At 68.1% G+C, this 21,101-nt stretch carries 25 protein-coding genes and 2 pseudogenes; 9 read left to right on the forward strand and 18 right to left on the reverse strand.

The annotated features are described in order from the left end of the window. Nucleotides 1–86: pseudogene (locus AB0915_RS06485) on the reverse strand (toxic cation resistance protein); the annotation flags it as partial. Then, nucleotides 86–1,963 carry an amidohydrolase gene (locus AB0915_RS06490; RefSeq protein ID WP_366689987.1) on the reverse strand — a complete coding sequence of 626 codons (1,878 nt, stop codon included), beginning with the start codon at nucleotides 1,961–1,963 and terminating at the stop codon, nucleotides 86–88. The pseudogene AB0915_RS06485 and the gene AB0915_RS06490, both read right to left, overlap by 1 nt. 102 nt (nucleotides 1,964–2,065) lie before the next feature. Here AB0915_RS06490 and AB0915_RS06495 point away from each other — a divergent pair, with 102 nt between their 5' ends. Then, a complete protein-coding gene (locus AB0915_RS06495; protein WP_366689988.1) occupies nucleotides 2,066–3,085 on the forward strand; it encodes a LacI family DNA-binding transcriptional regulator in 1,020 nt (339 codons plus the stop codon). A gap of 159 nt (nucleotides 3,086–3,244) precedes the next feature. On the opposite strand, the gene AB0915_RS06500 is transcribed toward AB0915_RS06495, so the two are convergent. Together AB0915_RS06500 and AB0915_RS06505 are read right to left on the reverse strand one after the other, a co-directional pair. Then, nucleotides 3,245–4,483 (reverse strand): sigma-70 family RNA polymerase sigma factor, encoded by a 1,239-nt coding sequence (locus AB0915_RS06500; RefSeq protein ID WP_366689989.1) that lies wholly within the window; start codon nucleotides 4,481–4,483, stop codon nucleotides 3,245–3,247. Nucleotides 4,484–4,493: 10 nt separating this feature from the next. Continuing rightward, on the reverse strand, nucleotides 4,494–4,856 hold the full coding sequence (locus tag AB0915_RS06505; RefSeq protein WP_366689990.1) for a YciI family protein: 363 nt from the start codon (nucleotides 4,854–4,856) through the stop codon (nucleotides 4,494–4,496). A gap of 191 nt (nucleotides 4,857–5,047) precedes the next feature. Between AB0915_RS06505 and AB0915_RS06510 the strand changes: the two genes are divergently transcribed. Beyond that, entirely contained in the window at nucleotides 5,048–5,578 is a 531-nt protein-coding gene (locus tag AB0915_RS06510) for a DUF6069 family protein (protein WP_366689991.1), read from the forward strand. On the opposite strand, the pseudogene AB0915_RS06515 reads toward AB0915_RS06510, so the two are convergent. Next, nucleotides 5,563–5,661 (reverse strand): annotated as a pseudogene (locus AB0915_RS06515) (IS5/IS1182 family transposase); the annotation flags it as partial. The gene AB0915_RS06510 and the pseudogene AB0915_RS06515 sit on opposite strands and share 16 nt — an antisense overlap. After that, a complete protein-coding gene (locus AB0915_RS06520; protein ID WP_366689992.1) occupies nucleotides 5,648–6,229 on the reverse strand; it encodes a hypothetical protein in 582 nt (193 codons plus the stop codon). The pseudogene AB0915_RS06515 and the gene AB0915_RS06520, both read right to left, overlap by 14 nt. A gap of 327 nt (nucleotides 6,230–6,556) precedes the next feature. On the opposite strand from AB0915_RS06520, the gene AB0915_RS06525 reads away from it, so the two are divergent. Further along, nucleotides 6,557–6,727 carry a hypothetical protein gene (locus AB0915_RS06525; protein ID WP_366689993.1) on the forward strand — a complete coding sequence of 57 codons (171 nt, stop codon included), beginning with the start codon at nucleotides 6,557–6,559 and terminating at the stop codon, nucleotides 6,725–6,727. A gap of 267 nt (nucleotides 6,728–6,994) precedes the next feature. Here the strand turns inward: AB0915_RS06525 and AB0915_RS06530 are convergent, their stop codons facing one another. From AB0915_RS06530 to AB0915_RS06540, 3 genes are read right to left on the reverse strand one after another with little or no spacing between them, the layout of a single operon-like run. After that, the gene (locus AB0915_RS06530; protein WP_366689994.1) at nucleotides 6,995–7,504 is read right to left on the reverse strand and encodes a hypothetical protein; all 510 of its coding nucleotides are present in this window, start codon (nucleotides 7,502–7,504) and stop codon (nucleotides 6,995–6,997) included. After that, nucleotides 7,501–8,958: a hypothetical protein gene (locus tag AB0915_RS06535; protein WP_366689995.1), complete on the reverse strand. Its 1,458-nt coding sequence runs from the start codon at nucleotides 8,956–8,958 to the stop codon at nucleotides 7,501–7,503. The genes AB0915_RS06530 and AB0915_RS06535 overlap by 4 nt, the downstream gene beginning before the upstream one ends. 59 nt (nucleotides 8,959–9,017) lie before the next feature. Next, the gene (locus AB0915_RS06540; RefSeq protein WP_366690080.1) at nucleotides 9,018–9,467 is read right to left on the reverse strand and encodes a hypothetical protein; all 450 of its coding nucleotides are present in this window, start codon (nucleotides 9,465–9,467) and stop codon (nucleotides 9,018–9,020) included. Between the two features lie 273 nt (nucleotides 9,468–9,740). Between AB0915_RS06540 and AB0915_RS06545 the strand changes: the two genes are divergently transcribed. Together AB0915_RS06545 and AB0915_RS06550 are read left to right on the forward strand one after the other, a co-directional pair. Next, nucleotides 9,741–10,679 carry a hypothetical protein gene (locus AB0915_RS06545; protein WP_366690081.1) on the forward strand — a complete coding sequence of 313 codons (939 nt, stop codon included), beginning with the start codon at nucleotides 9,741–9,743 and terminating at the stop codon, nucleotides 10,677–10,679. Continuing rightward, nucleotides 10,676–11,506: an alpha-L-glutamate ligase gene (locus AB0915_RS06550; RefSeq protein WP_366689996.1), complete on the forward strand. Its 831-nt coding sequence runs from the start codon at nucleotides 10,676–10,678 to the stop codon at nucleotides 11,504–11,506. The genes AB0915_RS06545 and AB0915_RS06550 overlap by 4 nt, the downstream gene beginning before the upstream one ends. Here AB0915_RS06550 and AB0915_RS06555 read toward each other — a convergent pair. Further along, the gene (locus AB0915_RS06555; RefSeq protein ID WP_366689997.1) at nucleotides 11,478–11,975 is read right to left on the reverse strand and encodes an ATP-binding protein; all 498 of its coding nucleotides are present in this window, start codon (nucleotides 11,973–11,975) and stop codon (nucleotides 11,478–11,480) included. The two genes, AB0915_RS06550 and AB0915_RS06555, sit on opposite strands and share 29 nt — an antisense overlap. Before the next feature lie 306 nt (nucleotides 11,976–12,281). On the opposite strand from AB0915_RS06555, the gene AB0915_RS06560 reads away from it, so the two are divergent. Both AB0915_RS06560 and AB0915_RS06565 read left to right on the forward strand, forming a co-directional pair. Continuing rightward, nucleotides 12,282–13,133, forward strand: coding sequence for a helix-turn-helix transcriptional regulator (locus AB0915_RS06560; RefSeq protein WP_366689998.1), 852 nt, complete (start codon nucleotides 12,282–12,284; stop codon nucleotides 13,131–13,133). Nucleotides 13,134–13,144: 11 nt separating this feature from the next. Further along, the gene (locus tag AB0915_RS06565; protein ID WP_366689999.1) at nucleotides 13,145–13,336 is read left to right on the forward strand and encodes a hypothetical protein; all 192 of its coding nucleotides are present in this window, start codon (nucleotides 13,145–13,147) and stop codon (nucleotides 13,334–13,336) included. Between the two features lie 151 nt (nucleotides 13,337–13,487). On the opposite strand, the gene AB0915_RS06570 is transcribed toward AB0915_RS06565, so the two are convergent. From AB0915_RS06570 to AB0915_RS06580, 3 genes are all read right to left on the reverse strand, one after another. After that, nucleotides 13,488–14,147 carry an MSMEG_1061 family FMN-dependent PPOX-type flavoprotein gene (locus AB0915_RS06570; RefSeq protein ID WP_366690000.1) on the reverse strand — a complete coding sequence of 220 codons (660 nt, stop codon included), beginning with the start codon at nucleotides 14,145–14,147 and terminating at the stop codon, nucleotides 13,488–13,490. A 136-nt stretch (nucleotides 14,148–14,283) separates the two neighbouring features. After that, on the reverse strand, nucleotides 14,284–14,622 hold the full coding sequence (locus AB0915_RS06575) for an XRE family transcriptional regulator (protein ID WP_366690001.1): 339 nt from the start codon (nucleotides 14,620–14,622) through the stop codon (nucleotides 14,284–14,286). Beyond that, nucleotides 14,619–14,930: a type II toxin-antitoxin system RelE/ParE family toxin gene (locus AB0915_RS06580; protein ID WP_366690082.1), complete on the reverse strand. Its 312-nt coding sequence runs from the start codon at nucleotides 14,928–14,930 to the stop codon at nucleotides 14,619–14,621. Before AB0915_RS06580 ends, AB0915_RS06575 begins: the two co-directional genes overlap by 4 nt. 5 nt (nucleotides 14,931–14,935) lie before the next feature. On the opposite strand from AB0915_RS06580, the gene AB0915_RS06585 reads away from it, so the two are divergent. Next, complete coding sequence (locus AB0915_RS06585; protein WP_366690089.1) at nucleotides 14,936–15,082, forward strand: hypothetical protein; 147 nt, start codon at nucleotides 14,936–14,938, stop codon at nucleotides 15,080–15,082. Nucleotides 15,083–15,225: 143 nt separating this feature from the next. Then, entirely contained in the window at nucleotides 15,226–17,277 is a 2,052-nt protein-coding gene (locus AB0915_RS06590) for a PA14 domain-containing protein (protein ID WP_366690002.1), read from the forward strand. 347 nt (nucleotides 17,278–17,624) lie between these two features. On the opposite strand, the gene AB0915_RS06595 is transcribed toward AB0915_RS06590, so the two are convergent. From AB0915_RS06595 to AB0915_RS06615, 5 genes are all read right to left on the reverse strand, one after another. Next, nucleotides 17,625–18,275 (reverse strand): OmpA family protein, encoded by a 651-nt coding sequence (locus AB0915_RS06595; RefSeq protein ID WP_366690003.1) that lies wholly within the window; start codon nucleotides 18,273–18,275, stop codon nucleotides 17,625–17,627. An 8-nt stretch (nucleotides 18,276–18,283) separates the two neighbouring features. Next, nucleotides 18,284–18,898 carry a hypothetical protein gene (locus AB0915_RS06600; RefSeq protein ID WP_366690004.1) on the reverse strand — a complete coding sequence of 205 codons (615 nt, stop codon included), beginning with the start codon at nucleotides 18,896–18,898 and terminating at the stop codon, nucleotides 18,284–18,286. Nucleotides 18,899–18,929: 31 nt separating this feature from the next. Continuing rightward, nucleotides 18,930–19,541 carry a pilus assembly protein TadG-related protein gene (locus AB0915_RS06605; protein ID WP_366690083.1) on the reverse strand — a complete coding sequence of 204 codons (612 nt, stop codon included), beginning with the start codon at nucleotides 19,539–19,541 and terminating at the stop codon, nucleotides 18,930–18,932. Next, nucleotides 19,541–19,771 carry a hypothetical protein gene (locus tag AB0915_RS06610; protein ID WP_366690005.1) on the reverse strand — a complete coding sequence of 77 codons (231 nt, stop codon included), beginning with the start codon at nucleotides 19,769–19,771 and terminating at the stop codon, nucleotides 19,541–19,543. Before AB0915_RS06610 ends, AB0915_RS06605 begins: the two co-directional genes overlap by 1 nt. Before the next feature lie 221 nt (nucleotides 19,772–19,992). Then, entirely contained in the window at nucleotides 19,993–21,087 is a 1,095-nt protein-coding gene (locus AB0915_RS06615; RefSeq protein ID WP_366690006.1) for a response regulator transcription factor, read from the reverse strand. Nucleotides 21,088–21,101 lie beyond the last annotated feature (14 nt).

Here is a 21,101-nt window from a genome sequence, read left to right on the forward strand (position 1 = left end):
GTACGGCCCAGACGGCCGAGCCCCGCGTGGAGCTCGTCGATCCGGCCCTCGTGAGCGGTGAGGTCGACCGTGCCGGTGCCGTCGACTATGGCCGGTTGTCGCCGTGGCCGCAGGCCTGGTGTCGTCCGCCGTGCACCGCCGCGTACGCCGACGGGCGGGGCGCCGTGGCGGCCCGGTCGAGTCGCGCGGCCGCGGCCCGGCCCGCCGACGAGTGTGCGTCGTGAACGACCCGGCCACCCACCAGGGTCAGCTCGACACGGGTGTCGCTGATGTCGGCCACAGGGCATTTCGTCACATCACGGTCGAGAACGATCAGATCCGCCGCCAGACCGCGCCGGACCGTTCCCGTCAGCCGGTCCATGCGCAGCTGCCATGCCGTCCCGTTCGTGTGCATGCGCAGTGCCGACGTACGGCTCAGCCCCTCCAGCTCCCGGTAGAGCGGCCCGTCGCCCTCCGCGCCCGTGCGGTCGATCGCCGTACGGATCTGGTTCCACACCTGGAGCGGGTCCACCGGCCAGTCCGAACCGCCCGAGAGCCGGGCCCCGTGCCGCTCCAGGGAGCGGGCAGGGTACATCCACCGGTGCCGCTCGGGTCCGATGTACGGCAGGAGCGCCTCCATCGTCCATGTGTCCTGTAGCGCCCACTGGAGCTGCATACAGGCCACCACGTCCAGTGCGGCGAACCGCCCCAGATCCGCCGGGTCCACCAGCTGGAGGTGAGCGATGGTGTTCCGGACGTCACGCAGCCCGGTAGTGCGCCGGGCGTAGGCGTACCCGTCGAGCGCCGTGCGCACCGCGCGGTCACCGAGCCCATGGGCATGCATCTGCCAGCCGGCCCGGTTGAAGACCGCGGTCAGCCGCCCGTAATCCTGTCCGGAGACATACAGCTCACCGCGGTTGTCCGTCGGGTGTCCGGAGCCGTCCAGATAGGGTGCCAGGAGCGCCGCCGTCTGCGCCGGGTACTCGATCACCCCGTCGAGGAACACCTTGATCATCCCGAACCGCAGCCCAGGTACGTTACGGAAAGCGCGCTGCAGCCCGCGCGCATACGCAAGTGCCGCCTTCGGGTCCTTCGCCAGGTCCGTGTCGATCCTGATCGCGGGGACGATCCGCTGCGGCAGCTTCCCCGCTTTTGCGAGGGCCTGGTACGTCGTCAACTGACTCCGCCCGACCGCCGCGTCCATCATCGTGGTCACCCCGGAGGCCGCCGCCTGGGCAAGGACCCGGGAGCAGGCGGCGACCATGTCGGCCTCGCTCGGCTCCGGGATGTGGCGGGTCACCAGGTCCTGGGCGCCGTCCTTGAGCACCCCGCTGGGCTTCCCGTCCGGCCCCTTCACGATCTTTCCGTCCACCGGATCGGGGGTCGCCGCGGTGATGCCGGCAATCTGAAGGGCGCGGGCGTTGACCCAGGCGTTGTGGCCGTCGGCCCCGAGGAGGGCGATCGGGCGGCGGGTGGGGAGGGCGTCGAGCAGGGAGTGGTGGGGCAGGGTGCCCTGCGGCAGCAGCCCGACCGGGTTCCAGTCCGAGACCACCAGCCAGCCGTCAGGCTCCTGTCCGGGTGTGTCCTGGAGGAAACCCGTGAGGATCGCGAGGAGTTGTCCGGCGGTCGTCTCGGCGCCCTCCAGGGAGGGGCGCAGTGAACGTTCGCCCGCGCCAAGCGGGTGCACATGGCCGTCGTGGATGCCGCTCATCACGGTCGCCCCGCGCGCGTCGACGATCTCGGTGTCCCGTCCGGCGAGGCGGCGCAGTTCGCGGCCCCGGCCGGTGGCGAGAATCCGGCCGTCGCGCCCAACCGCCACGGCCTCGACGGGGCGGGCGCCGGGGAGCCCGGTGAACACCCGTGCGTTGTGAATGACCAGGGCCGCGGCACTGCGGTGCGCGGCGGCCGCGGGGCCGGCCGCGGCACCCACCAGTCCGGCCGCACCCGCGGCGAGTACCGTCCGCCGGGCGAGAGAAGAAGTCATGGCCACTCCAAGGGTTGGGCTGTATTCGCTGTGGCCGGACCCTCTTTGATTAACGCCATAACCAGAACCCGCCCGGGACGACGGAATCCGTAGAATAACGCCATGTCAGGGCCCACTCTCGCCGATGTGGCACGCGCCGCGGAGGTCTCCACCGCCACCGTCTCGCACGCTCTCAACGGAACCGGCCGGCTCGCCGACTCCACGCGCCGCCGGGTCCGCGAGGTGGCCACCACGCTCGGCTACGGCTCCCAGCGGACCCCGCGAACCGGGAAAACCCTGGGCGTGGCCGTCACGACCTACGCCGGATCGGCCTGGAACTTCCTCGACGTCCCGTATTTCGCCCGGCTCCTCACCGTGGCCACTGCCACCGCGCACGCCCACGGCTACGCCCTGACGATCCTCCCCGCCACCTGCGGGGCCGAGACGCCCTGGCACACCCTCACCGTGGACGGCATGCTGCTCCTCGACAGCCCCACGGACGACCCGGTTCTCCGTGCGCTGCGCGCCCGGGGCATCCCGCTCGTCTTCGACGGCCGACCCGTCGATCCGAAGCCCGGAGACGTCTGGGTCGACAACGACCACACCGCCACCACCCGCGAGGTCCTGGGCCACCTGGCCGCCTCGGGCGCCCGGCGGATCGCCCTGCACGCCGGGTACGGCGACGAGCACTACACCCGGGCCGTGACTCGCGCGTACGAGCAGTGGTGCCACGCACACGGCCGGACTCCGCTGGTCCTCACCTTCGACCCGTACGACACCCCGGGCCACGGCTTCGACGCCGTCTTCGCCGCTCGCGCCTGCGACGCGGTCTACACCGTCTACGACACCGGCGGCCGCCAGGTCCTGACCGCAGCGGCCCGCCTCGGCCTGCGGATCCCCGACGACCTCCTCCTCGTATGCGCCAGCGAGGACCAGGCCTACGCTGAGAACGATCCGTCGGTGAGCACCGTGTCCCTGCGCCCCGCAACGATCGCTGAGACCGCGGTGACGGCCCTGGTCTCCCGCCTGTCTCCCACCGCCCTGCCACCACCCCCTGGCGCCCTGACGGTCCCGGCGGTTCTTCACCCCCGTCGCTCCTCACGCGGCCGGGCCCGGCCTGGCTGTACTCGGCCGGGAGGTTGATGACGGCGGATCCTCGGCGCCGCCACCGGGTTCACCAGCACCGGCTCCAAGAGCTTCGGCTCCGATGAACTCGGGCGTGGCCCCAGGACCGGAGCTTCGGGCAGGCACTGGGCGGATGAGACGGCCGGGGCGGCCGCAGCCGAGACGGAACGGTCGCGACTACCGAGTCAGATCCGCGGCCCGGGCGCTGAGGTAACGGCGTTCGGGCAGGCTCGTCGCCCGACGTGCGGCTTCGCGATAGTCGGACGCCGCCGACGTCAGTTCCCCGGCCAGCTCCCTGAGATGCGCTCGCGTGGCCAGCAGACGGTGGTTCTGCGCCATCCTGTTGTCGGATTCCAGCGTCGCGACCAGGTCCAGGCCGACGGACGGACCGTGCACCATCGCGGCCGCAACAGCACGATTCAGCGTCACCATCGGGTTCGGGGCGACCTTCTCCAGGAGCTCGTACAACCCAAGGATCTGCGGCCAGTCGGTGGCGTCCATGTCGACGGCCTCGTCGTGCGCGGCCGCGATCGCGGCCTGCAGTTGATACGGCCCGACGTCGCCCCGTGGCAGCGTCGCGGAGATCAGCGCGATGCCTTCCTCGATCTTCGAGCGGGTCCAGAGCCCGCGATCCTGCTCGGCGAGCGGGACCAGCCTGCCGTCCGGGAGAGTCCTGGCGGGACGTCGGGCGTCCGTGAGGAGCATCAGGGCCAGGAGTCCGGACGCTTCGCCGTCATCCGGCAGGAGACGTCCCAGGAGGCGCGTCAGGCGGATTGCCTCGTCGGAAAGCTGGGGTGCGGTGAGGTCGTCACCGGAGGTCGCGGTATAGCCCTCGTTGAAGATCAGATAGAGGATGCGGAGGACCGCGCGCAGCCGGTCGTCGACGCTCTGCGGCATCGCGAACGCTATCCCGGTGGCTTTGATGGTCTGCTTCGCGCGGCTGATGCGCTGCGCCATCGTGGCTTCCGGGACGAGGAAGGCCGCGGCGATCTGTGATGTCGTCAGGCCGCCGACGGCCCGCAGCGTCAGGGCGATCTGACTCGGGACGGACAGCGCCGGGTGACAGCACAGAAACAGGAGGGTCAGCGAATCGTCGCGGTCCGCATCGGAATCAGCGTCAGCCGGACGACTGAGGAGCTCGGACTGCGGCGTCGCCGACAACATCGCGTCCTCGCGCCGACGACGGGACCTGTCGCTGCGGAACTCGTCGATCAGAACGCGCGACGCGACCGTGCTCAGCCAGCCACGTGGATGGTCGGGAATCCCGTCCTCGGGCCAGCGCAGTGCGGCCTTGAGGAGGGCTTCCTGTGTGGCGTCCTCGCACGCGTCGAACTGACCGTAGCGGCGCGTCAGCGTGCCGACGACCTGCGGCGCCAACTCGCGCAGCAGGTCGTCGACACGCCTGTCATCGGTCACGGGGCGTGCCTCAGACGTCGTCCGCGGTCGCGTGCAGGATCGGCCAGACCTCGGTCGGGTTCTGGTCGGCCCACGGCATCTCTGCGGCGAGCTCGTAGGCCCGCTCCTCGCTCGCGACGTCCACGAGGTAGAAGGAGGCCATGTACTCCTTGGTCTCCAGGTACGGGCCGTCGGTGACATCCGCGACGCCGTTCTTCCGCGTCACCAGCTTCGCCGCGGCCGCGTCGGCCAGACCGTACGCGCCGAGCAGTTCGCCGGTCGCCGTGTACTTCTTGTTGTAGGCGTCCTGCTTGGCGATCTCCGCCGGGAACGACTCCGGGGGGATCGAAGCCCACTTCTCCTGGTTGCCGTAGATCATCAGGAGGTACTTCATGGCGGGATTCCCTTCGGTCGGCGCACCCCGTTGGCGCACTCTCACCTACCAGACGGAGCCGTCCCGACGTTCTCGACATCCCCGCTCGGAACAAATTCTCCACGAGATTCCGGCAGCCGGGATGTCGTGTCCGACCCATCGGCTCCGTCCCTCAGGTGTAGGCACCTGCCGACACCGAGAAGGATCTCATCATGACCGCCACGATCAGCACCGGCCGCCTCGCCCGCGTCCACACCGCCCTGGCCGCACGCCCCGTGTGGCAGGTCTCCTACCTCGCGGGCCTCGCCGCCTCCGTCGTCGTCGAGGTCTACGGCCTCGCCGCCCGCGTCGCCGGAGTCCCGATGAAGGGCGCCGGCCCCGGCTCGCACACCGCCACACCGATCACCGTCGGCATGTTCGCGATGGGGACGATGGTCGCCATCTTCTGGTTCACCTTCGCGACGGTCCTGATCGCGCGCTTCGCGAAGCATCCCGCGCGGACGTACGTCAGAACGACGCTGCCGCTCGTCGCGCTGTCCCTCGTCTCCCCGCTCACCGCAGCGGACACCCCGACGTCGACCAGACTGACACTCGCCGTCGCACACCTGCTCGCCGCATCGGTCGTCATCCCGACCGTCGCACGCCGCCTCCAGCCTCGCACTTTCATGAAGCGGGCCGTCCGACGGGTGGCCGGGAAGGCAGAAGAGGCCTCTGCCCAGGGAGAATGCCGAAGCTTGCCGTAGCCGTTCATCCACGAATGCGTGCGCTCGACCGGCCAGCGCCTGCCGGTCTGGATCGGGGCGGGCACGCCCTTACGGGCGATCTCGGCCGTGTTCGGCAGTGAGAGCCCACAGAACAGTCGAGGGGGCCGTTACCTGCACACTTCCCTCACTGCGTGCTCTCTTCAGTTGGATCTCGTTGTAGGTGCTGCTGACTTCCTCGTTGACGCACTCCAGCGGGAAGGAGAGTCCCACCGGTTTGACGGTTATGTGGAGTGTTCCCTTGCCCTGGCAGTTGACCTGGATGGCCAGGCTCCCGATGCCGATCTCCTTGGTCAGAGGAAGCTCGGCATTTCCTTTCCTGGACGCGACGGACAGCAGCACCTGTCCGCCATTAACCGGCTTGGGGACCTGGGAAACTGTCTCGCCCTCGATGAGTTCAGCCCGGTCGCTGGTCTGCGGCGGACTGACATGCCCGGATGGAGAGGCGGACGGTTCGGCCGATGCGGGCTTCTCCTCGCCGCTGCATCCGGTCAGCACCAAGGCGGCAGCCATGGCAACCACGGCGAGGCTGAAGGAAAGACGCGCGGGAGCCGGAGCGATCAGCTCTCCCGCAGGTACCAGCCTCACCTTCATGGGCGTGTAGCTGGTAACGGTCCGTCTGATCATGCCCATGAGACACCCTTCCCCGTGCTGTCCCCTTGCTGGGACGGCGGTGGGCTCAGTAAGTCACACACGCAAGCGGGAACACAGAGTTACACATATAGGCTGAGCGTAATTTGAGGTCGGAAATTCCCGCTCCGGACGACTTCGCAGGAAGTCGCCCAGCCCCCCTCGCGGGCGGAGCGTTGTAGATGGCTGGACTGCCAGCGAGTTCCTGACTGGCGGGCCCGGTCCGCGGGGACACCGGGCCGGTGTGCTCAGCGCCGGACGTGCCGTCCGCGCCACCCTGCGAAACCTGCCCCGGCCCGACTTTCCTGACCGGCAGGCCCACCCTGGGCTGTGGCCGACCGGGTCGCGTGGGGCGAACAGGACGTCGACGTGATCGAAGACCTCTTCACGGCGTATCCGACGCTGCTGGAGCTGAGGCGGCCGGTGAAGCAGAACGCAGCTCAGCTCATCCATGGCGATCTCACCGGCAATGAGTGCAGAAGGGGCCCGCCAGCAAGCTGACGGGCCCTCATGCAAGATCGAGGCTAAGGGGCGGTGTCCGCCTCGACGCGCACGATCCGACCGATCGCTGCCGGGTGCGAGTAGTCGCAGGTATCCAGGCGGATGTAGTGGTCCCGTCCGATCCGCACCGAGGTCTGCCACCAGCGAGGCGGTGCAGTCGGCGGCCGCGGCAACATGGCGGCCCGGTCGGACCGGCCGTCCGCTGGTGCTGATCGTCCGTGACCTTGCCGAAGGGGTCACGGGGCACCGGCGCCTGGCTGCACGGCGTCAGAATGCCTGTAGATAGACCCGAGCCTGATCATCCTTGAATGCTTGGACGTAGATGTCGATCCACTGCACTTTCTTGCGACGGTCGTCCTTCACGCACGGAGGGCACACCCCTGTCGAGCGAACGCCCTTGAGCGTCTGCGGCTCGGGCAACCCGAGGTGTCCGAAGCGTTCTCCCTCCGGGGCGAAGTCCTTCTTCTGTGCCTTCAAAGGGACTTCGGAGTGCAGGTCTTCCGCGATGTCTTCGGCGTTCTTCTCGCTGGTGACAAAGGAGAGGAGATAGATGTCCTCCTGAGGATTGACCTGGACGGCGCCCTTGGCCTGCGTGGCGCCCTCGGGCACCGCCACGTTCATGAACGCGGACGCCTCGGTCGCGCCCGCCTTCTTGTCCCAGTGCCAGTCACGTCCCTCGCTTGCGCGGCGATTGTTCATGTCCGAGCCGGAGCACGAGGCAAGGAGAAGGACGGTTGCCAGCGCCGTGAAGAAGTGGGCGCCACGTCGGATATTCAACGGTTCTCCTCGTCACCGCGGGACACATCCCCGCGGGAACCTTCGCGGCCCTGGTCCGGCGGGCTCACCGTCGCGGACGTGTCACTGTTCAGGTCGTACGTATAGGTGGAGCTGCTGCCCCGCATGTCGAATTCCTGGGCGAGGCCCGTCTTGTGCAGACGGCCCATCTCGGAGTCCGGGATCTCTACGCCTCCAGGGAAGGTGGTCGACTTGCCGGCGTCCCAGTTGTACCGGTCCCACACGTTGGCCTGGTAGTCGAGCGAGACCCTCGGCTTGCCGTCCTCCCCGGGGCTGACGGTGACCATCCCCGACACGTTCTGTTGGTGCGAGCCGACCGCGTGGAACCACTCGTCACTGCCGAAGGTCCGACCGACCGCCTTGCTCTCCACCGGCACGACGACTGTCTTGTCACCGCCGGCCTTCTCGAAGGCGTCGAGCCCCTGCTGACGCCACACGTCCTGATTCTGGGCGATGTGGACCGTGACGTCGTCGCGGAATTGGGAGTCGTCCTGCAAGATCCGGTCCACGTCCAGATCCAGCGGCTCACCGGTCTTGCCCAGATAGTGCTCCATGTTGCGTGACGCCGCGTTCTCTCCAGTGACGTCGCCGCCGGCCGCGATGGCTTGCGCGCGGGCAAGGAACCAGAGGTCCTCGGCCGTGGGGTCCTCGGTGTTGAACGCTCCGGAGCCATCGTCCGCCGCGTGCCACTTGTACAGAGGGCTCATGATGCCGGCCTTCTGTAGCTCGTCCCCATTTTCCTGAAGGAGGATGGCGCGGGTGACCGGATCGAGATCGTGCCACCATTCGGCGACTTCGCGCTTGCCCTTGGGGATGTGCTGGGCCTTCGCCGCTTCTTCCAAGGACGGGTAAGGGTTCGCCTTTGGCTCCCGGTTGAAGCCGCCCACCGTACCGTCCAGGAGGTTCGAGTCCTGGGTCAGGGAGGCGAGGGCGAGCTTGAACCCTTCGTCGGCGTCGTTCACCGCCTTCACCGCTACGTCGATCCGCTCGCTCCAGCCGGCCGCTGCCGTACGGGCGCTCTCCTGGTAACCGGGGTCGTGGACGTAGGCGACGTACGCGACGTGGTCGAGCTTGGACGTGTCGAAGGCGACGACACCGCGTTCCGACACTCGCATGCCAGCCTTCACGGCGTCGTCCCGGACATCCTCGATCTTCTTGCGCAGCCGGGTGAACTCCGCGTGCGCGTCCCGGATCAGCTTCGCCACGGCCTTCGCCTCGCTCTGTGCGCCCTGGAACTCCTTGAGCGTCACGTCGAAGCGCGCGGATGCTGCGTCCGCGCTCAGGCCCACCCAGGTATCGCCCAGCGAGATCCCGTGCACTTCCTCCTTATAGATCCTTGCGAGCTTGTCGAAGTCCTTGGCCATGGCGTCCCAGTCACCAGCTGCCGTGGTGAGCTTCGACATGTCAGTGAGCATGATCTCGTAGTACGTCGCCAAAGCTGAACTCCTGTCGGCGAACTTGCAGTTCGGAAGGTGTGGCTCTGCGGGTGGGGCAGTCAGAACGAATCCAGCGCGGAGGACTTCCGGACACCCAGCCCCACACCTGCGTCGGTGCCCTGCAACAGCGTGTTCGTGGCTTGCAGCGCCGCCTTCTCCGCCCCGAGACGGTTCATCAGCGTCGTCAGCGACTCGCCCCACGTCTTGCGCGCCGCCTTCAAAGACGATCCCGTGAGCCATCCTTCGCCGTCGTGTGGCCCGAACTCTTTGGCAGCGGCAGCGGAGCTCTCCCGAGCCTGATTCCCGGCCTTGTTCGTGTCCGGCTCCAGACGCTTCTCGATCGCCTCGGCCGCCTTCTTCTTCTGCGCCGGAGTCGACACGAGATCCTTGCCGCCCGCCGCGCTTCCACCGCCGCCGCCATCGAGCGGGGCCACATGGTTCAGGCGCATCTGTGTCGGTACGGTCCCCGACGGCGCATCACCTTCGTTCACGATTCCTCCCCCGAGCATGATTGCCACCTGGCAACCTTATGAGAGACACGTCTGCGGCAGTAAAGGTTCTCTGCGGCGGATGGGGTTCCGTTGGCTCAATACCGCCTCATTCACGAGGCCCAAGCCGACGGCGGCCTTGCCGAACCGGGTGCCGTCAGCGGCCTCCTCCGGGTGGAAGCCCTGGTGATCAATAGCCCGGTCTCCCTGGCCGCAGAACGGTTCATGACATCCTGTGACGTCACAGGACGCCGAACGGTAATGGCGGGCGTCCGGGCGTTGCGGGGAAGATCGATGAAGCTCTGCTTTCTGGTGGAGGAGCAATACCGCCACGACGGCATGCCCGTTGAGGTGATTCGTCAGCTGACCTCCTGGGGACACGAGGTGGACGTGCTGCGGCCGGGCGGCTCCCTGCTGCGCATGACTGAGGCCGTGCAGGCGAGCACCCATGACGCGTGGGTTCTCAAGACGGTCTCCGGCGGCCCAGGGCTCACCTTGCTCGAAGCCGCGGCCTCGGCCGGGATGACGACGGTCAACGACGCCCGGTCGATACGTGGTGTACGGGACAAGGCGCTGGCAGCGGCTATTGGTCGCAGCCGTGGGCTTCCTCTGCCGCCGACCTACGCGGCGGCGCGGCCTGAGCTGCTGGCCGAGATTCCGGCGTCGGAGTACCCGCTGGTGGTCAAGCCCGCCGATGGCAGCTCGGGGCGGGCCGTGCACCTGGTGTCGTCGCCGGACCGGCTCGCCACGGTGATCCCCGAACTGGCGGGAGAGGGAATGCTCATCGCCCAGCCGTATGTGACCAACTCGGGCATCGACGTCAAGGTGTACAGCGTCGGCGGCGAACTGTACGCGACCGAACGCCGTTCCCCGCTCAACCCGGACCACTCGGTGCGGGAACGACGCGTGCCGCTGTCGGCCGAGGTGGCCGTGATAGCTGCCCAGGTCGGGGTGGTCTACGGCCTCGATCTGTATGGCGTGGACGTAGTGCTGGGGCCGGATGGCCCCGTGGTCGTCGATGTGAACGACTTCCCCAGCTTCCGTCAGGTCCCTGACGCGGCGGCGCGGGTGGCACGGGCCGTGCTCGAGCTGGCCCGCACAGGCCAGGCGTCCGGCGCGGCCGAGCCGGTCTCCGCCCGTCCGTCGGAGCAGCGCGACGCGGCCGGCGGGACGCCGTTGCCACTGCGCCCCCACCCGGTGCAGGTTCCCGTGGCGGCGGGCAAGAGCGTATGAGAATCGTCCTGATCACGCCCGATCCCGGTCATCCGCTGCTGGTCGACACCGCCGCCCTGCTCACCCCCGAGCATCAGGTGGAGACGCTGGACCCGAGAACGGTGACAGAAGTCCCCGAGCCGCTCGCCGGCGTCTACCTGCTGAAGTCGCGTACGCCGCGTGCCCTGGTTCTCGCGCGCGCCCTGGAGCAGCGCGGCGCCCGCGTGCTGAACTCGGCTGCGGCGACCGCGCTGTGCCAGGACCGCACAGCGATGGCGGAACATGCCCGGCGGGCCGGCCTCCCGTTCGCGGCCACCCGCACCTTCACCACACTCGCGCAACTGGCGTCCGGCCCAGCGTTCCCCGGCCCAGTGGTGGTCAAGAGCCGACACAGCCGTAGGCACGACCTGGTGGCCCGCCTCGACAGCGACACACAACTGCGGGAGCTCGCCGCCACGTACCCACAGGAGCCGGTCGTGGCCCAGGAGTTCGCTCCGAACAGCGGCTGGGACCACAAACTGTGGGCGATCGGAGACCAGCTCTTCGCCGCCCTGCGCCGTTCCGAACTCTCGCCCGAGGGACGGGGCCCCACACTGCCGCTCGCCCTCGATGACCTGCCGCCCGGCTGGCCCGCCCTGGTACGCCGGGTCGGCGAGGTCTTCGCACTGGACGTCTACGGCGTGGACATCATCGACACGGGCGACGGCGCCCCGCTGATCGTGGACATCAACGCCTTCCCCGGAGTCCGGGGTCAGTCCGGCGCCCCGGAGGCCCTGGCGGCACTGGCCCTGTCGGAACGGGTCTGTCAGAACGGGCCTGTCAGCGCGGCAGCACCACCCAGGATTTGATGCCTGCGTGCGGTGGCAGCGCGTCGCTGACGTCCCACTCCCCGCCCCAGTCGTCCACGGCCGCCGCCAGCAGCCACAGCGCCCGTCTGCGTTGCGCCTCGCAGAGCGTGACAGCGTCCGGGTCGCAGTGGCGCGGGTGCTGGTCCCAGACGACGACCCGGAGCGCGTTGTCCCGGTGCCGTACGGAGACGTAGAGCTCCCGGCCCGGGGTCATGGTCGAGGTGACACCGACCAGTTCGCCCAGCACGAGCGCGGCCGGCCAGATGTAGGCAGTGAGCCCGTAGGCCCGCAGCGAGGCGGTGACCGCGTTGCGCCCGATCGCCGCGCTCCGCGGATCACCGGGAAGAGTGAGGCTGAGCGCGAGCCCCCGCTCGGAGCGGCGCTTCGGATACGGGGGCGAGAGCGGGTACGGGTCGGGCGAAGGTTCCTCGATCGCTACCGGGCAGAGCGCGGCGCGCGGAGATTGCATGACTGACTCCCCTTGTATGGGTGACGAGTTGGCGGTCTCTTTCGCGTCGATGCGCACAGATGGCTCCAGCGCTGCGGGATGAGCAGTGGCTTGTCTCCCTGGCACGGGCTGCCCCTCCCAGGGCAGGAGGTTGCGGGCGGGACCGCGCGATGCACTTCCAGCTCATCGCAGCGTGAGCAGTGCGTTACTGACTGTAGAGAATTCAGGGTCATATTGGCCACCCATTCTCGTAAATTTGACCCCTGACGTGGCTCAAGGAGCCGTTTGCACGGCAGACTTCGCACCGAAGTTCACGGAAGGACTGACATGGCATCGCGAACGTCACCGACCGAACGCCAGCGACGTCTGGGGAGCGAGCTCCGGAAGATGCGCATCACCGCCGACGTCTCCGCCGCGACAGCGGCCAGACTGCTCGGTGTCGACCGCTCCAGGCTCTCCAACATCGAACAGGGGCTTCGGGCCATCAGTGAGGACCGGCTGCGCACGCTCGCCGAAGCATGCGGCTGCCCGGACGAGGCATACGTGAACGCTCTGGCCGACATAGCACGTCCTGCACAGCGCGGCTGGTGGGATCAGTACCGGTCCACGCTCCCCAATGGGCTCCTGGACATCGCCGAGTTGGAAGCCCACGCGCTGCGCATGCGGACAGCACACTCGGTCCACATCCCGGGGATCCTCCAGACCAGCGACCACGCCCTCGCTGTCTTCCGCGTCGTTGTTCCTGCGCTTCAGGATCACGAGGTCGCGTTGCGCCTGGCCCACCGAATGGAGCGCCAGCAGGTCTTGGAGGGCGTATCGGCGCCGGAGTACGTCGGTGTCATCCATGAGGCTGCACTACGCATGCAGTTCGGCGGGCGGAAGGTAGCTCGCGCCCAGCTCGAACATCTCCTCGCCATGTCGGAACGCCGCAACATCACCCTGCGCGTCACCCCGTTCGAGGCGGGTGCCTTTCCTGGTGCCGGACAGACCGTGAACTACGCCGAAGGCCCTGTGCCACAGCTGGATACGGTGCAGGTGGACAGCACCCATGGGCCCGAATTCCTCTTTGGGTACGCACAACTGAGCAAGTACCGTTCACATTTTGACTGGATGGAACGGATCGCGCTGCCTGCCGAGCAGTCACGGGATTTCATCCATGACATCGCACGCCACCTCTGAGGGGAGTCTTCGTGCACGGCATCACATGGGAAGAACCGTTCTGCGGCGAGGGAGCCAGTTGCTACCGGCTCGGGACGGACGATCAGGGCAACGGCTACATCGCTGTCGCCGGCGCGGAGGCCCAGTACCTCACCGACAGCCGCGAGGCGCTTCAGCAGATGATCCGCGACATCAAGGCCGGCAAGGCGGACCACCTGCTGTAACGCGTCAGGGCCCGGCACCGCGAGGTGGTCGCAGTGCCGGGCTGCAGTTTCCCGCTTCCAGTGAGCGCGGTTTTGCCCCACGGTTGATCTTTAAACGTGCCGACCTGGGGGGTTCGGCTGGCTGGTGGTTCCGCAATCGCGGGTTCGCCCGTTACTCGTACCGGTACTTCAGCGAATCCGCCTCCGCCTGCTCGATGTCAGCGATCGTCAGCTCCGGCATTCGCAGCTGGGCCAGCGTCACCTCGGCCGAGGCTGGCTGGGCGTCCGCCGGCAGCCACTGCTCCGGCTTCCAGGCCGCGCTGCGCAGGAGCGACTTGGGGCAGTGCGGGTAGACCTCCTCAATCCCCAGCACCAGCGCACTGGCCGGCGGCTTGCCCACGGCGGTCAGCTGGGACAGCAGCTCCGGTCGGGTGGAGACGCAGGCCCGGCCGTTCACCCTGAGCGTCGTGGTGCGCCCCGGGATGACGAACAGCAGCCCGGCCCGTCCGGTAGCGACGACGTTCTGCAAGGTGTCCAGACGCTTGTTGCCGGTAGCGTCCGGTATCGCCACCGTGCGTGCGTCCAGGACGGCGACGAACCCGGCAGGGCCGCCGCGCGGGGAAACGTCGCAGTTGCCCTCGGCGTCCGCGCTGGCGACCAGGACCAGCGATGAGCATTTGATCAACCGTCGCGTCTGATCGGTGAGTTCGGTCATCTGCTTGCGCACGGCCGCGTCGCTGGGGTGTTGGTAGACCCGGCGCAGCGCCTCCTGGTCGGGCACGGCGTCGAGGCGGAGCGAGTCGAAGGCACTGCCGGCAAGGGATGCTGTCATGCCCCTGACCCTAATGGGCCGACCTGCGATTGATCTTGGCCGGTGAGTGCGGGAGTCAGGCCTTGCGGCCGCGGAGACGGAGCTGGACGGCCGACAAGGCGGACCACACTCTGCAGTCGGCCAAGAGCCTCTTCGTTCACGCCACGGTGTACTCGGTGTCGCCGAAGTCGGCGACGACCCGGAGCCTGCCGCCGAGCGCTTCCACGTAGGACCGGAGGGTCGCAACCTCGGTACGGTCGACCTCACCGTGCTCGATCGAGGAAACGCGCGGCGCCGAAACTCCCATCACCGCGGCAACCTCACGCTGCGTGAGCGCCTGGTCGCGCCGCACCTCGGCCAGCTGATACGCCCGCACCTCGGCGGCCAGCCGGTCCATGGCCGCCTGCTTCTCCTCGGCCGTACGCACGGGCAGGCCCGCCGCGATACGACGCTCCCGCGCCTTGCGCTTGGTCTCCTCCCAGCTGACGCTGCTCATTCGTACTCCCTGAAGTCGAGTTCGGCGAGATGGCTTTGATAGCGCTTTTCGGCCAGCGGGATATTGGCGTCGTACCAGCCCTGCCAGTCGCCTGCCTTGTCACCAGCCACGAGGAGCACCGCGCGACGTATCGGGTCGAAGGCAAAGAGGATGCGGATCTCCCCGCTCCCGGACGACCCGGGCCGCAGCTCCTTCATATGGTGCTGTTCGGCACCCTTGATCCGATCGACCAGCGGCCGCCCGAGTGTCGGCCCGGTCGCAGCCAGCACGTCGATCGCATCTTCCAGATGATGGCAGGGGCCTCGGATGGCCGATGCGACACAAGCCGATCCAGCCGATGGCCGAGCGGTTGCCGGAGGGGAACATGCGCACCCTGCTGCTGATCGGCTCTTCGCAGACGCGGGCCGTCGAGCGGGGCGGCGGCCGGACGATCACCTGGACACCGCGCCGCTACGGCTGACGTCCACCGGTACGGCCGACGCGTGGCGAACGTCCGTGAAAAAGTGCGGGGGCGGGGCAACCCTGCCCTCTCCTCATGGGTCACACAGGCGTCACCTGTTTCACATGTTTCCCATTGGTCCGGAAAGGGCCCCACTCTCTGTGATGACTAGTACCCGGCTGACCGCGCTGGCCGCGATAGCCGCCCTCGCCGCGACCGGCGGCCTGATCACCGCCGCCCCGGCATCCGCGGCCGTCACCTGCACCTCTCCCGTCTGGAGGGCGCAGTACTTCGGCAACTCCACCTTCAGCGGCACGCCGAAGCTGACCGCCTGCGACTCCGCCATCAACGAGAACTACGGGTACGGCGACCCGCCCGGCGTCACGCTGCCCAAGGACAACTTCTCCGTCCGCTGGTCCCTCACCCGGGACTTCGGCTCCGGCGGCCCCTTCCGGCTCTCCGCCGCCACGCAGGACGGCATACGCGTCTACGTCGACGGCGTGCGGAAGATCGACCTGTGGAAGAACGTCTCCACCACCGCCCGCAAGACCGTCGACCTCACCGTCCCGGCCGGCAAGCACACGATCCGCGTGGACTACGTTGCCTGGACCGGCTTCGCCCAGGCCGCGTTCACGTACGCCCCGCGCACCGAGGCCGCCGTCGACACGGTCAAGCCGCTCGCCCCGACGGGCCTCACCGCCGCGTACAACCGGGACACCACGAAGACCACCCTGCGCTGGGCCGCGAACAAGGAGATGGACCTCGCCGGTTACCGCGTGTACCGCCGGCTGAGCACCACCCAGTGGGCGAAGGCCAGCGGCTCGTCGCTGCTCACCTCCCCGTCCTTCGTGGACGCGACGCCCGCTACGGGCCAGACCTTCCTGTACGAGGTCCGCGCCGTCGACAAGGCGGGCCGCGAGTCCGCCGGCAGCCTCGACGTCACCGCTGCGACCGTGGACCGCACGGGCCCGGCGGCGCCGACCGGTCTCACGGTCGCCGGCGACGCGTGGTGGGCCACCCTGACCTGGCAGGGGGTCGCCGACGCCGCGAAGTACGAGGTGTACGCCGCCTCCGCGGCCACCGGCCCGTTCACGCTGCTGGGCACGACGACCACGACGTCGTACCGCACCGACGCACCCGTGAACACCGTCCGGTACTACCGGGTCCGCGCCCTCGACGCGCTCGGCAACCCGTCGGCGTACGTCGCCGTCACCGGCGACGGCGTCGACCGGACGCCGCCGAAGTCCCCGACCTCCCTCGGCTCCGTCGTCCGCGTCGGCTACACCGAGGTGTACTGGAAGCAGCCCGACGGGTTCTACGAGGACTTCGACAACGGCGGGACCTACCGCGTCTACCGCTCGCCCGGCAAGACCCTCGACCCGGCCGCACTCACCCGCGTGACCTGCGCCGAGGAGAGCGACGAGACCAGCACCGGCGGGGAGTGCTACGACCTGGGCATGCCCGCGGGCACGTACGTGACGTACGCGGTCGTGGCGGTGGACCCGGCCGGCAACGAGTCGGCGCTGTCCGCCCCGCTCGTCGTCCGCACCGGCGACCGCGTCGCGCCCGGCCCCGTCACCGGCGTGAAGGCCACCCCGCGCGCCGACGGCGTGCTGCTGAGCTGGGCGCCCTCGACCGAGGACGACGTCGAACGCTACGTGGTCTGGAACGGCGCCCGGCAGGCCGACGGCACGGTCAAGTGGCTCAGCTCCACCTCCTGCGCGGAGGGCACGAGCGACCCGCTCGCCGTCCTCTGCGGCGACCTGCCGGACGGCGAAACGTATGTGTACGCGGTCGTCGCCAGGGACCGCTGGGACAACGCGCTGCCCCCGAGCGACCCGAAGGTCACCGTCGTCGAGGCCACCGAGCTGGACGTCCGGCCGTCCGTGACGGTCACCGGGGACTGGCACCTCGGCAGCATGGGCTACGTCACCCTGATCGGCGGACCCAACATAGCTGGGCCGTCCATCAATTGGCGGTGCGAAAAGACGGCTGAGTGCGACACCGTCGCGGGCTACCGGGTCAGCCGGTGGAACGCGGCCACGAAGGCGTACGAGCCGCTGCACACCGGACTGCTGCCGGCGGACACTCGCGCCTACACGGACACCACGGCCGCGCGGGGGACCACGCACTTCTACACGCTGGAGGCGGTGCGCGCCGACGGCAGCGTCGTGGGCACGCACGTGTGGAACTGCGTCTTCCGGGACCGTGTCTAGCTGCGTTCTTCGCGGGTAGCTCGTTCAGATCTCTGGCAACCCAGAGGGCCGGCCGAGACGGTGTTCCACGAGAGGTCTTCGGTCACCCCATCATCGCGGCGGCGAACACTGACCGTGACAGCTGGATCGTCTATGACCTACCGCCAACCCCGGCGACACCCCCGTGCACCAAGTTGCCCACCCCCAGTCAGGAGGTGGGCAACTACCAGCTTGGTTAACCCGAAAGAGCGAGCGCGCTGAACATTGCGCCTCAGAGCTGCTACACAAGTTCAACTGACATGCAGTCAGCTTCGAGGTTGTGAAGCGAAATCTGAGACCCTACAGGGCCCTTTGCCTGCGGGGATGGGTCAGGAAGCGCTGCCGCGCGGGAAGGAGACCTCCACGCGCCGGTTCTTCTTCCGGCCCTCTTCCGTGCTGTTGTCGGCGATCGGGTACTGCTCGCCGTAACCACGGATCTCGAAGGTGATCGTCGATCCGAGCGACTGGACCAGCACGCCGTGCACCGCATCAGCACGCTGCTTGGACAGCACGTCGCCGTGCGCCGAGGACCCGAGGTTGTCGGTGAAGCCGAAGACGCGCACCTTGGTGGCGTTCTGTTTCTTGATCTCGGCTGCGACCGCCGCGATACGGGACTTGGCCGCGGCGCTCAGCTTCGCGCTGTCCTTGCCGAAGAGGACCTCGGCCTGGAGCGCGAACTTGATGCTGGCGTTGCTGTCCTCGCGGCGCTCCTCGCCGCCCTGGTCCTCGACCACCTGGACGATGTCGAGGACCTTGGCGGGGGCGAGTGTGGCCCCCTCGGCCATCTTGAGGTCGGGGTCGTTGCCGTCCACCTGGACGGGCGGCACCGATGACGCCTCGGTGCCGGGCGGCACGCTGGGGCCGTCGTCGGCGACAGCCTGTGCCGCCCCCAGGACAGTGATGCTTGCCATCAGCAAAGTGGCCGCAATGACGTGTCCCGCGAGACGTGGTGGCCTGCGGCAGGTACGGGTGTGGGTCATGTCGGCCCTCACCCGGAGATCTTCAGCGAGGTGGTGGCGAAGGTCGGCAGGGTGAAGTCAACCTCGGTTGTCGTACTCGGTGGCGCCGGGAACTGCATGAAAACTGGAATCGTCTTGCCTGCCAGCAAAGGAGGGATGCTTGTGGTGCAAAGGCACCGATTCTCCGTGTCACGCAGTACGTAGTAGCGCTTCTTCCCGGCTTTATCCACCAGCGTGGCGCCAGCGACAGAGTTCGGATTCTTGGAGGAGATCGCGCTCTCCAAACCTGCCCATGAACTGGTATTGCGCGTCTGATCACTCTCGTTGTTGATCTGCCCCTGAACGGTGATGAACCCTCCGGAGTCCCGCTTCACTTGATTGATGACAAGCGTCAGCCCGTCTCCCTTGACCTCGGCGAGCTTCACATTCGGGTCCACGTTGTCCCCGGCAGCAGTGTCTTCCTGCTTCGCCTCCTTGTCCCCGTCCGAAGACTTGGAAGGCTCAGAGGACGGCGACGAACCAGCATCGTCCGCCTTCTTGCCACCACCGTCAGTGCCGCAACCTGTGACGGCCAGAGTCAAGACCGCCGTCAGCGAGACGGCGGCCACTGCCCTTCGGGACTTGGCGAAGCGCCGAATGCTCATGGGTTCTGATTCCTTTACTCGTCGTTCGCTATCAGTTGTCGACCAGGTGCACGTCGTAGAGAATCTTGCTCACCTCGGACCAGGGCGGGGGGCTGCTCGGCCTGATTTCGAGCAGCTTGCCGTCGCAATGGAAGAAGAACACGTCCCGGACGCTGTCGTGGTTGAGGTCCACGGACTTCCAACCGGGACAACGGAACTCGACAACGGCAGTGGCCTTGGCCTTGGCGAACGTCTTCTCCGAACCGGGAATCACCGACGAGTTGACCGGTTTGCGGCCCTTGACCTCAACCTTAATCCGGTCTCGATAGCCGCCAGGTATCCACTGGCAGCCGGTGCCGAAGACGTCAGCCTGATTCGCTGCGGCAAGTGCCTGAGCCGCAGGGCACCCGGTAACCGCGTGGCCCTGTAGAAACAGTTCCAGCGTGTCCTCGGGAAGCGAGGCGAGGAATGGAGCCTCAAAATCCTCACGAGTCTTTTGGGCAGCAGCCAGCGCGGCGGCGTCCGCCGCGCCCTGGGCCCCATTGCGCAAGGCAGCAGCCTTGCCGACGGCAAAGAATGCGAACGCGAGGAAGAGCAGACCCGCCACCATTACTACGTAGATGGGGAAGGCCTGCCCTACATCGTTGCGCGAACGACCAATCATCACTGAGCGGTGATGCTGTCCACCAGGGTCCGGATCCTCTGGCTGATCGCGCCACCGATACCCGTAGCCACGATCGCACCGATGATCGCCACGACCACCAGGATGATGCCCAGGTACTCGAAGGCCGTCTGGCCGCGGTCCTTGGCCTCGTAACGCTTCTGGATCTTGCTGACGGCGGTGTTGGCCCAGCCGTTGACGCGGACGGCGGTCTTCAGGGTGATGTTCGACATGGTGTTCCCCTCCAGGTTCGGCCGACCGGTAGCCGGCCGACTCGCACGTTTCTCTGGTGCCACCCGCGGTACCGGCTTCCTCCTGGCCGGTCCCGCTGGCGGCATGAGAAACATACGGGCGCACACCCTGCCCGCCAGAGGGTCCCAGGGCCCATTCCCGGGCCCAAAGGGGGAGTTGGGCCCCGCTTTCCGTACCGCTGTCCGATGCCCGGATCTCCGTCTCAGCCACGGCCACCAGTCCCCCGCGCGCCGGGCCCACCTGCCGGGGCCGTGCCGAGCCAGCGGGCGATCGCCTCGCTGCGGCTGCCGCTGTGGAGCTTGGTGAAGATGCGGTTGATGTGGTTCTTGACCGTCTTCTCGCTGATGAAGCAGGTGGCGGCGATCTGCTGATTGCTCATGCCGGATGCGATCAGCTCCATGACCTCCACCTCCCGCGAACTCAGCCCGTACTGCTGCTTGTTGGGTGCCGATCCCGGCTTCCCGGTCAGTGACGACTGTGCCACAATCGGTTGCAGATGCGAAAGACCCTGAACGGATCGGCCCTGTTGCGGCGCAGGTGGAACCATTTCGGGACCAGAGCCATGTGCATGCGCACCGTTCTGCTGCATCACGCCCGCGGGGTGCCCGTCGTGTCCGGGCCTCGGCTGGGGAACGCCTGCGTTCAGCGCCGTTCCCAGCCCCTCCGGTAGAGGTTGCCCCTGTGGCCCTGCTCCCTGCCGCATATGGGCCAGGAGCGCGTTCGCCGCGGTCGCGGTGAAGTGGGCGCGGCCGTTCTTGGTGTCCCGTACCGCCTGCACCAGTTGGTCCGCCGTGAACTCGCCGTGCACCAGATAGCCACCGGCGCCCAGCCGCAGCGCCTCGTGGACGATCTCGCTCTCGCGGCTGTAGGTCAGCATCATGACCGGGGCCACCCGTACGAGGTGGGGCAGGGCCGAGATGCCGTCGACGCCTGGCATGCGGACGTCGAGCAGGACAACGTCCGGACGGTGCTGCACGGCCATGTCGTAGGCCTGGCGGCCGTCCGCGGCCTCCGCCACGACTTCGATGTCCTCGCGGCCGGAGAGCAGGACGCCCAGGCCGGCCCGGACCACGGGGTTGTCGTCGGCGACGACGACCCGCAGGGGGCTGGGGAGTGCCAGGGGCGGGGCTGCGGGGAAGGGAGGTGTGACCTCGGATGCCGCGGGCTGCTGGGGGATGGGGAACCCGGAGGAGCTGAGCTCCGAGTTGAGCGGGGTGAGGTGCGAGGACGTGTGCTGGGAGGTGTGGTTCTGTGCCGCCCAGTTCTGGCCCGAAGCACGGGAGACATCGTCCGGCATTCTGCGACCTCCTC

It is taken from the genome of Streptomyces sp. NPDC048411, from assembly GCF_040704695.1.
GTDB lineage: Bacteria > Actinomycetota > Actinomycetes > Streptomycetales > Streptomycetaceae > Streptomyces.

Excerpts from the sequence above, each read along its gene's own strand:
- AB0915_RS06590 (WP_366690002.1), top strand. The coding sequence starts at position 15,226 with ATGACTAGTACCCGGCTGACCGCGCTGGCCGCGATAGCCGCCCTCGCC.
- AB0915_RS06595 (WP_366690003.1), bottom strand. The coding sequence starts at position 18,275 with ATGACCCACACCCGTACCTGCCGCAGGCCACCACGTCTCGCGGGACAC.
- AB0915_RS06570 (WP_366690000.1), bottom strand. The coding sequence starts at position 14,147 with ATGACAGCATCCCTTGCCGGCAGTGCCTTCGACTCGCTCCGCCTCGAC.
- AB0915_RS06610 (WP_366690005.1), bottom strand. The coding sequence starts at position 19,771 with ATGTCGAACATCACCCTGAAGACCGCCGTCCGCGTCAACGGCTGGGCC.
- AB0915_RS06490 (WP_366689987.1), bottom strand. The coding sequence starts at position 1,963 with ATGACTTCTTCTCTCGCCCGGCGGACGGTACTCGCCGCGGGTGCGGCC.
- AB0915_RS06545 (WP_366690081.1), top strand. The coding sequence starts at position 9,741 with ATGAAGCTCTGCTTTCTGGTGGAGGAGCAATACCGCCACGACGGCATG.
- AB0915_RS06600 (WP_366690004.1), bottom strand. The coding sequence starts at position 18,898 with ATGAGCATTCGGCGCTTCGCCAAGTCCCGAAGGGCAGTGGCCGCCGTC.
- AB0915_RS06505 (WP_366689990.1), bottom strand. The coding sequence starts at position 4,856 with ATGAAGTACCTCCTGATGATCTACGGCAACCAGGAGAAGTGGGCTTCG.
- AB0915_RS06520 (WP_366689992.1), bottom strand. The coding sequence starts at position 6,229 with ATGGGCATGATCAGACGGACCGTTACCAGCTACACGCCCATGAAGGTG.
- AB0915_RS06605 (WP_366690083.1), bottom strand. The coding sequence starts at position 19,541 with ATGATTGGTCGTTCGCGCAACGATGTAGGGCAGGCCTTCCCCATCTAC.
- AB0915_RS06550 (WP_366689996.1), top strand. The coding sequence starts at position 10,676 with ATGAGAATCGTCCTGATCACGCCCGATCCCGGTCATCCGCTGCTGGTC.
- AB0915_RS06495 (WP_366689988.1), top strand. The coding sequence starts at position 2,066 with ATGTCAGGGCCCACTCTCGCCGATGTGGCACGCGCCGCGGAGGTCTCC.
- AB0915_RS06575 (WP_366690001.1), bottom strand. The coding sequence starts at position 14,622 with ATGAGCAGCGTCAGCTGGGAGGAGACCAAGCGCAAGGCGCGGGAGCGT.
- AB0915_RS06560 (WP_366689998.1), top strand. The coding sequence starts at position 12,282 with ATGGCATCGCGAACGTCACCGACCGAACGCCAGCGACGTCTGGGGAGC.
- AB0915_RS06585 (WP_366690089.1), top strand. The coding sequence starts at position 14,936 with ATGCGACACAAGCCGATCCAGCCGATGGCCGAGCGGTTGCCGGAGGGG.
- AB0915_RS06540 (WP_366690080.1), bottom strand. The coding sequence starts at position 9,467 with ATGCTCGGGGGAGGAATCGTGAACGAAGGTGATGCGCCGTCGGGGACC.
- AB0915_RS06555 (WP_366689997.1), bottom strand. The coding sequence starts at position 11,975 with ATGCAATCTCCGCGCGCCGCGCTCTGCCCGGTAGCGATCGAGGAACCT.
- AB0915_RS06510 (WP_366689991.1), top strand. The coding sequence starts at position 5,048 with ATGACCGCCACGATCAGCACCGGCCGCCTCGCCCGCGTCCACACCGCC.
- AB0915_RS06615 (WP_366690006.1), bottom strand. The coding sequence starts at position 21,087 with ATGCCGGACGATGTCTCCCGTGCTTCGGGCCAGAACTGGGCGGCACAG.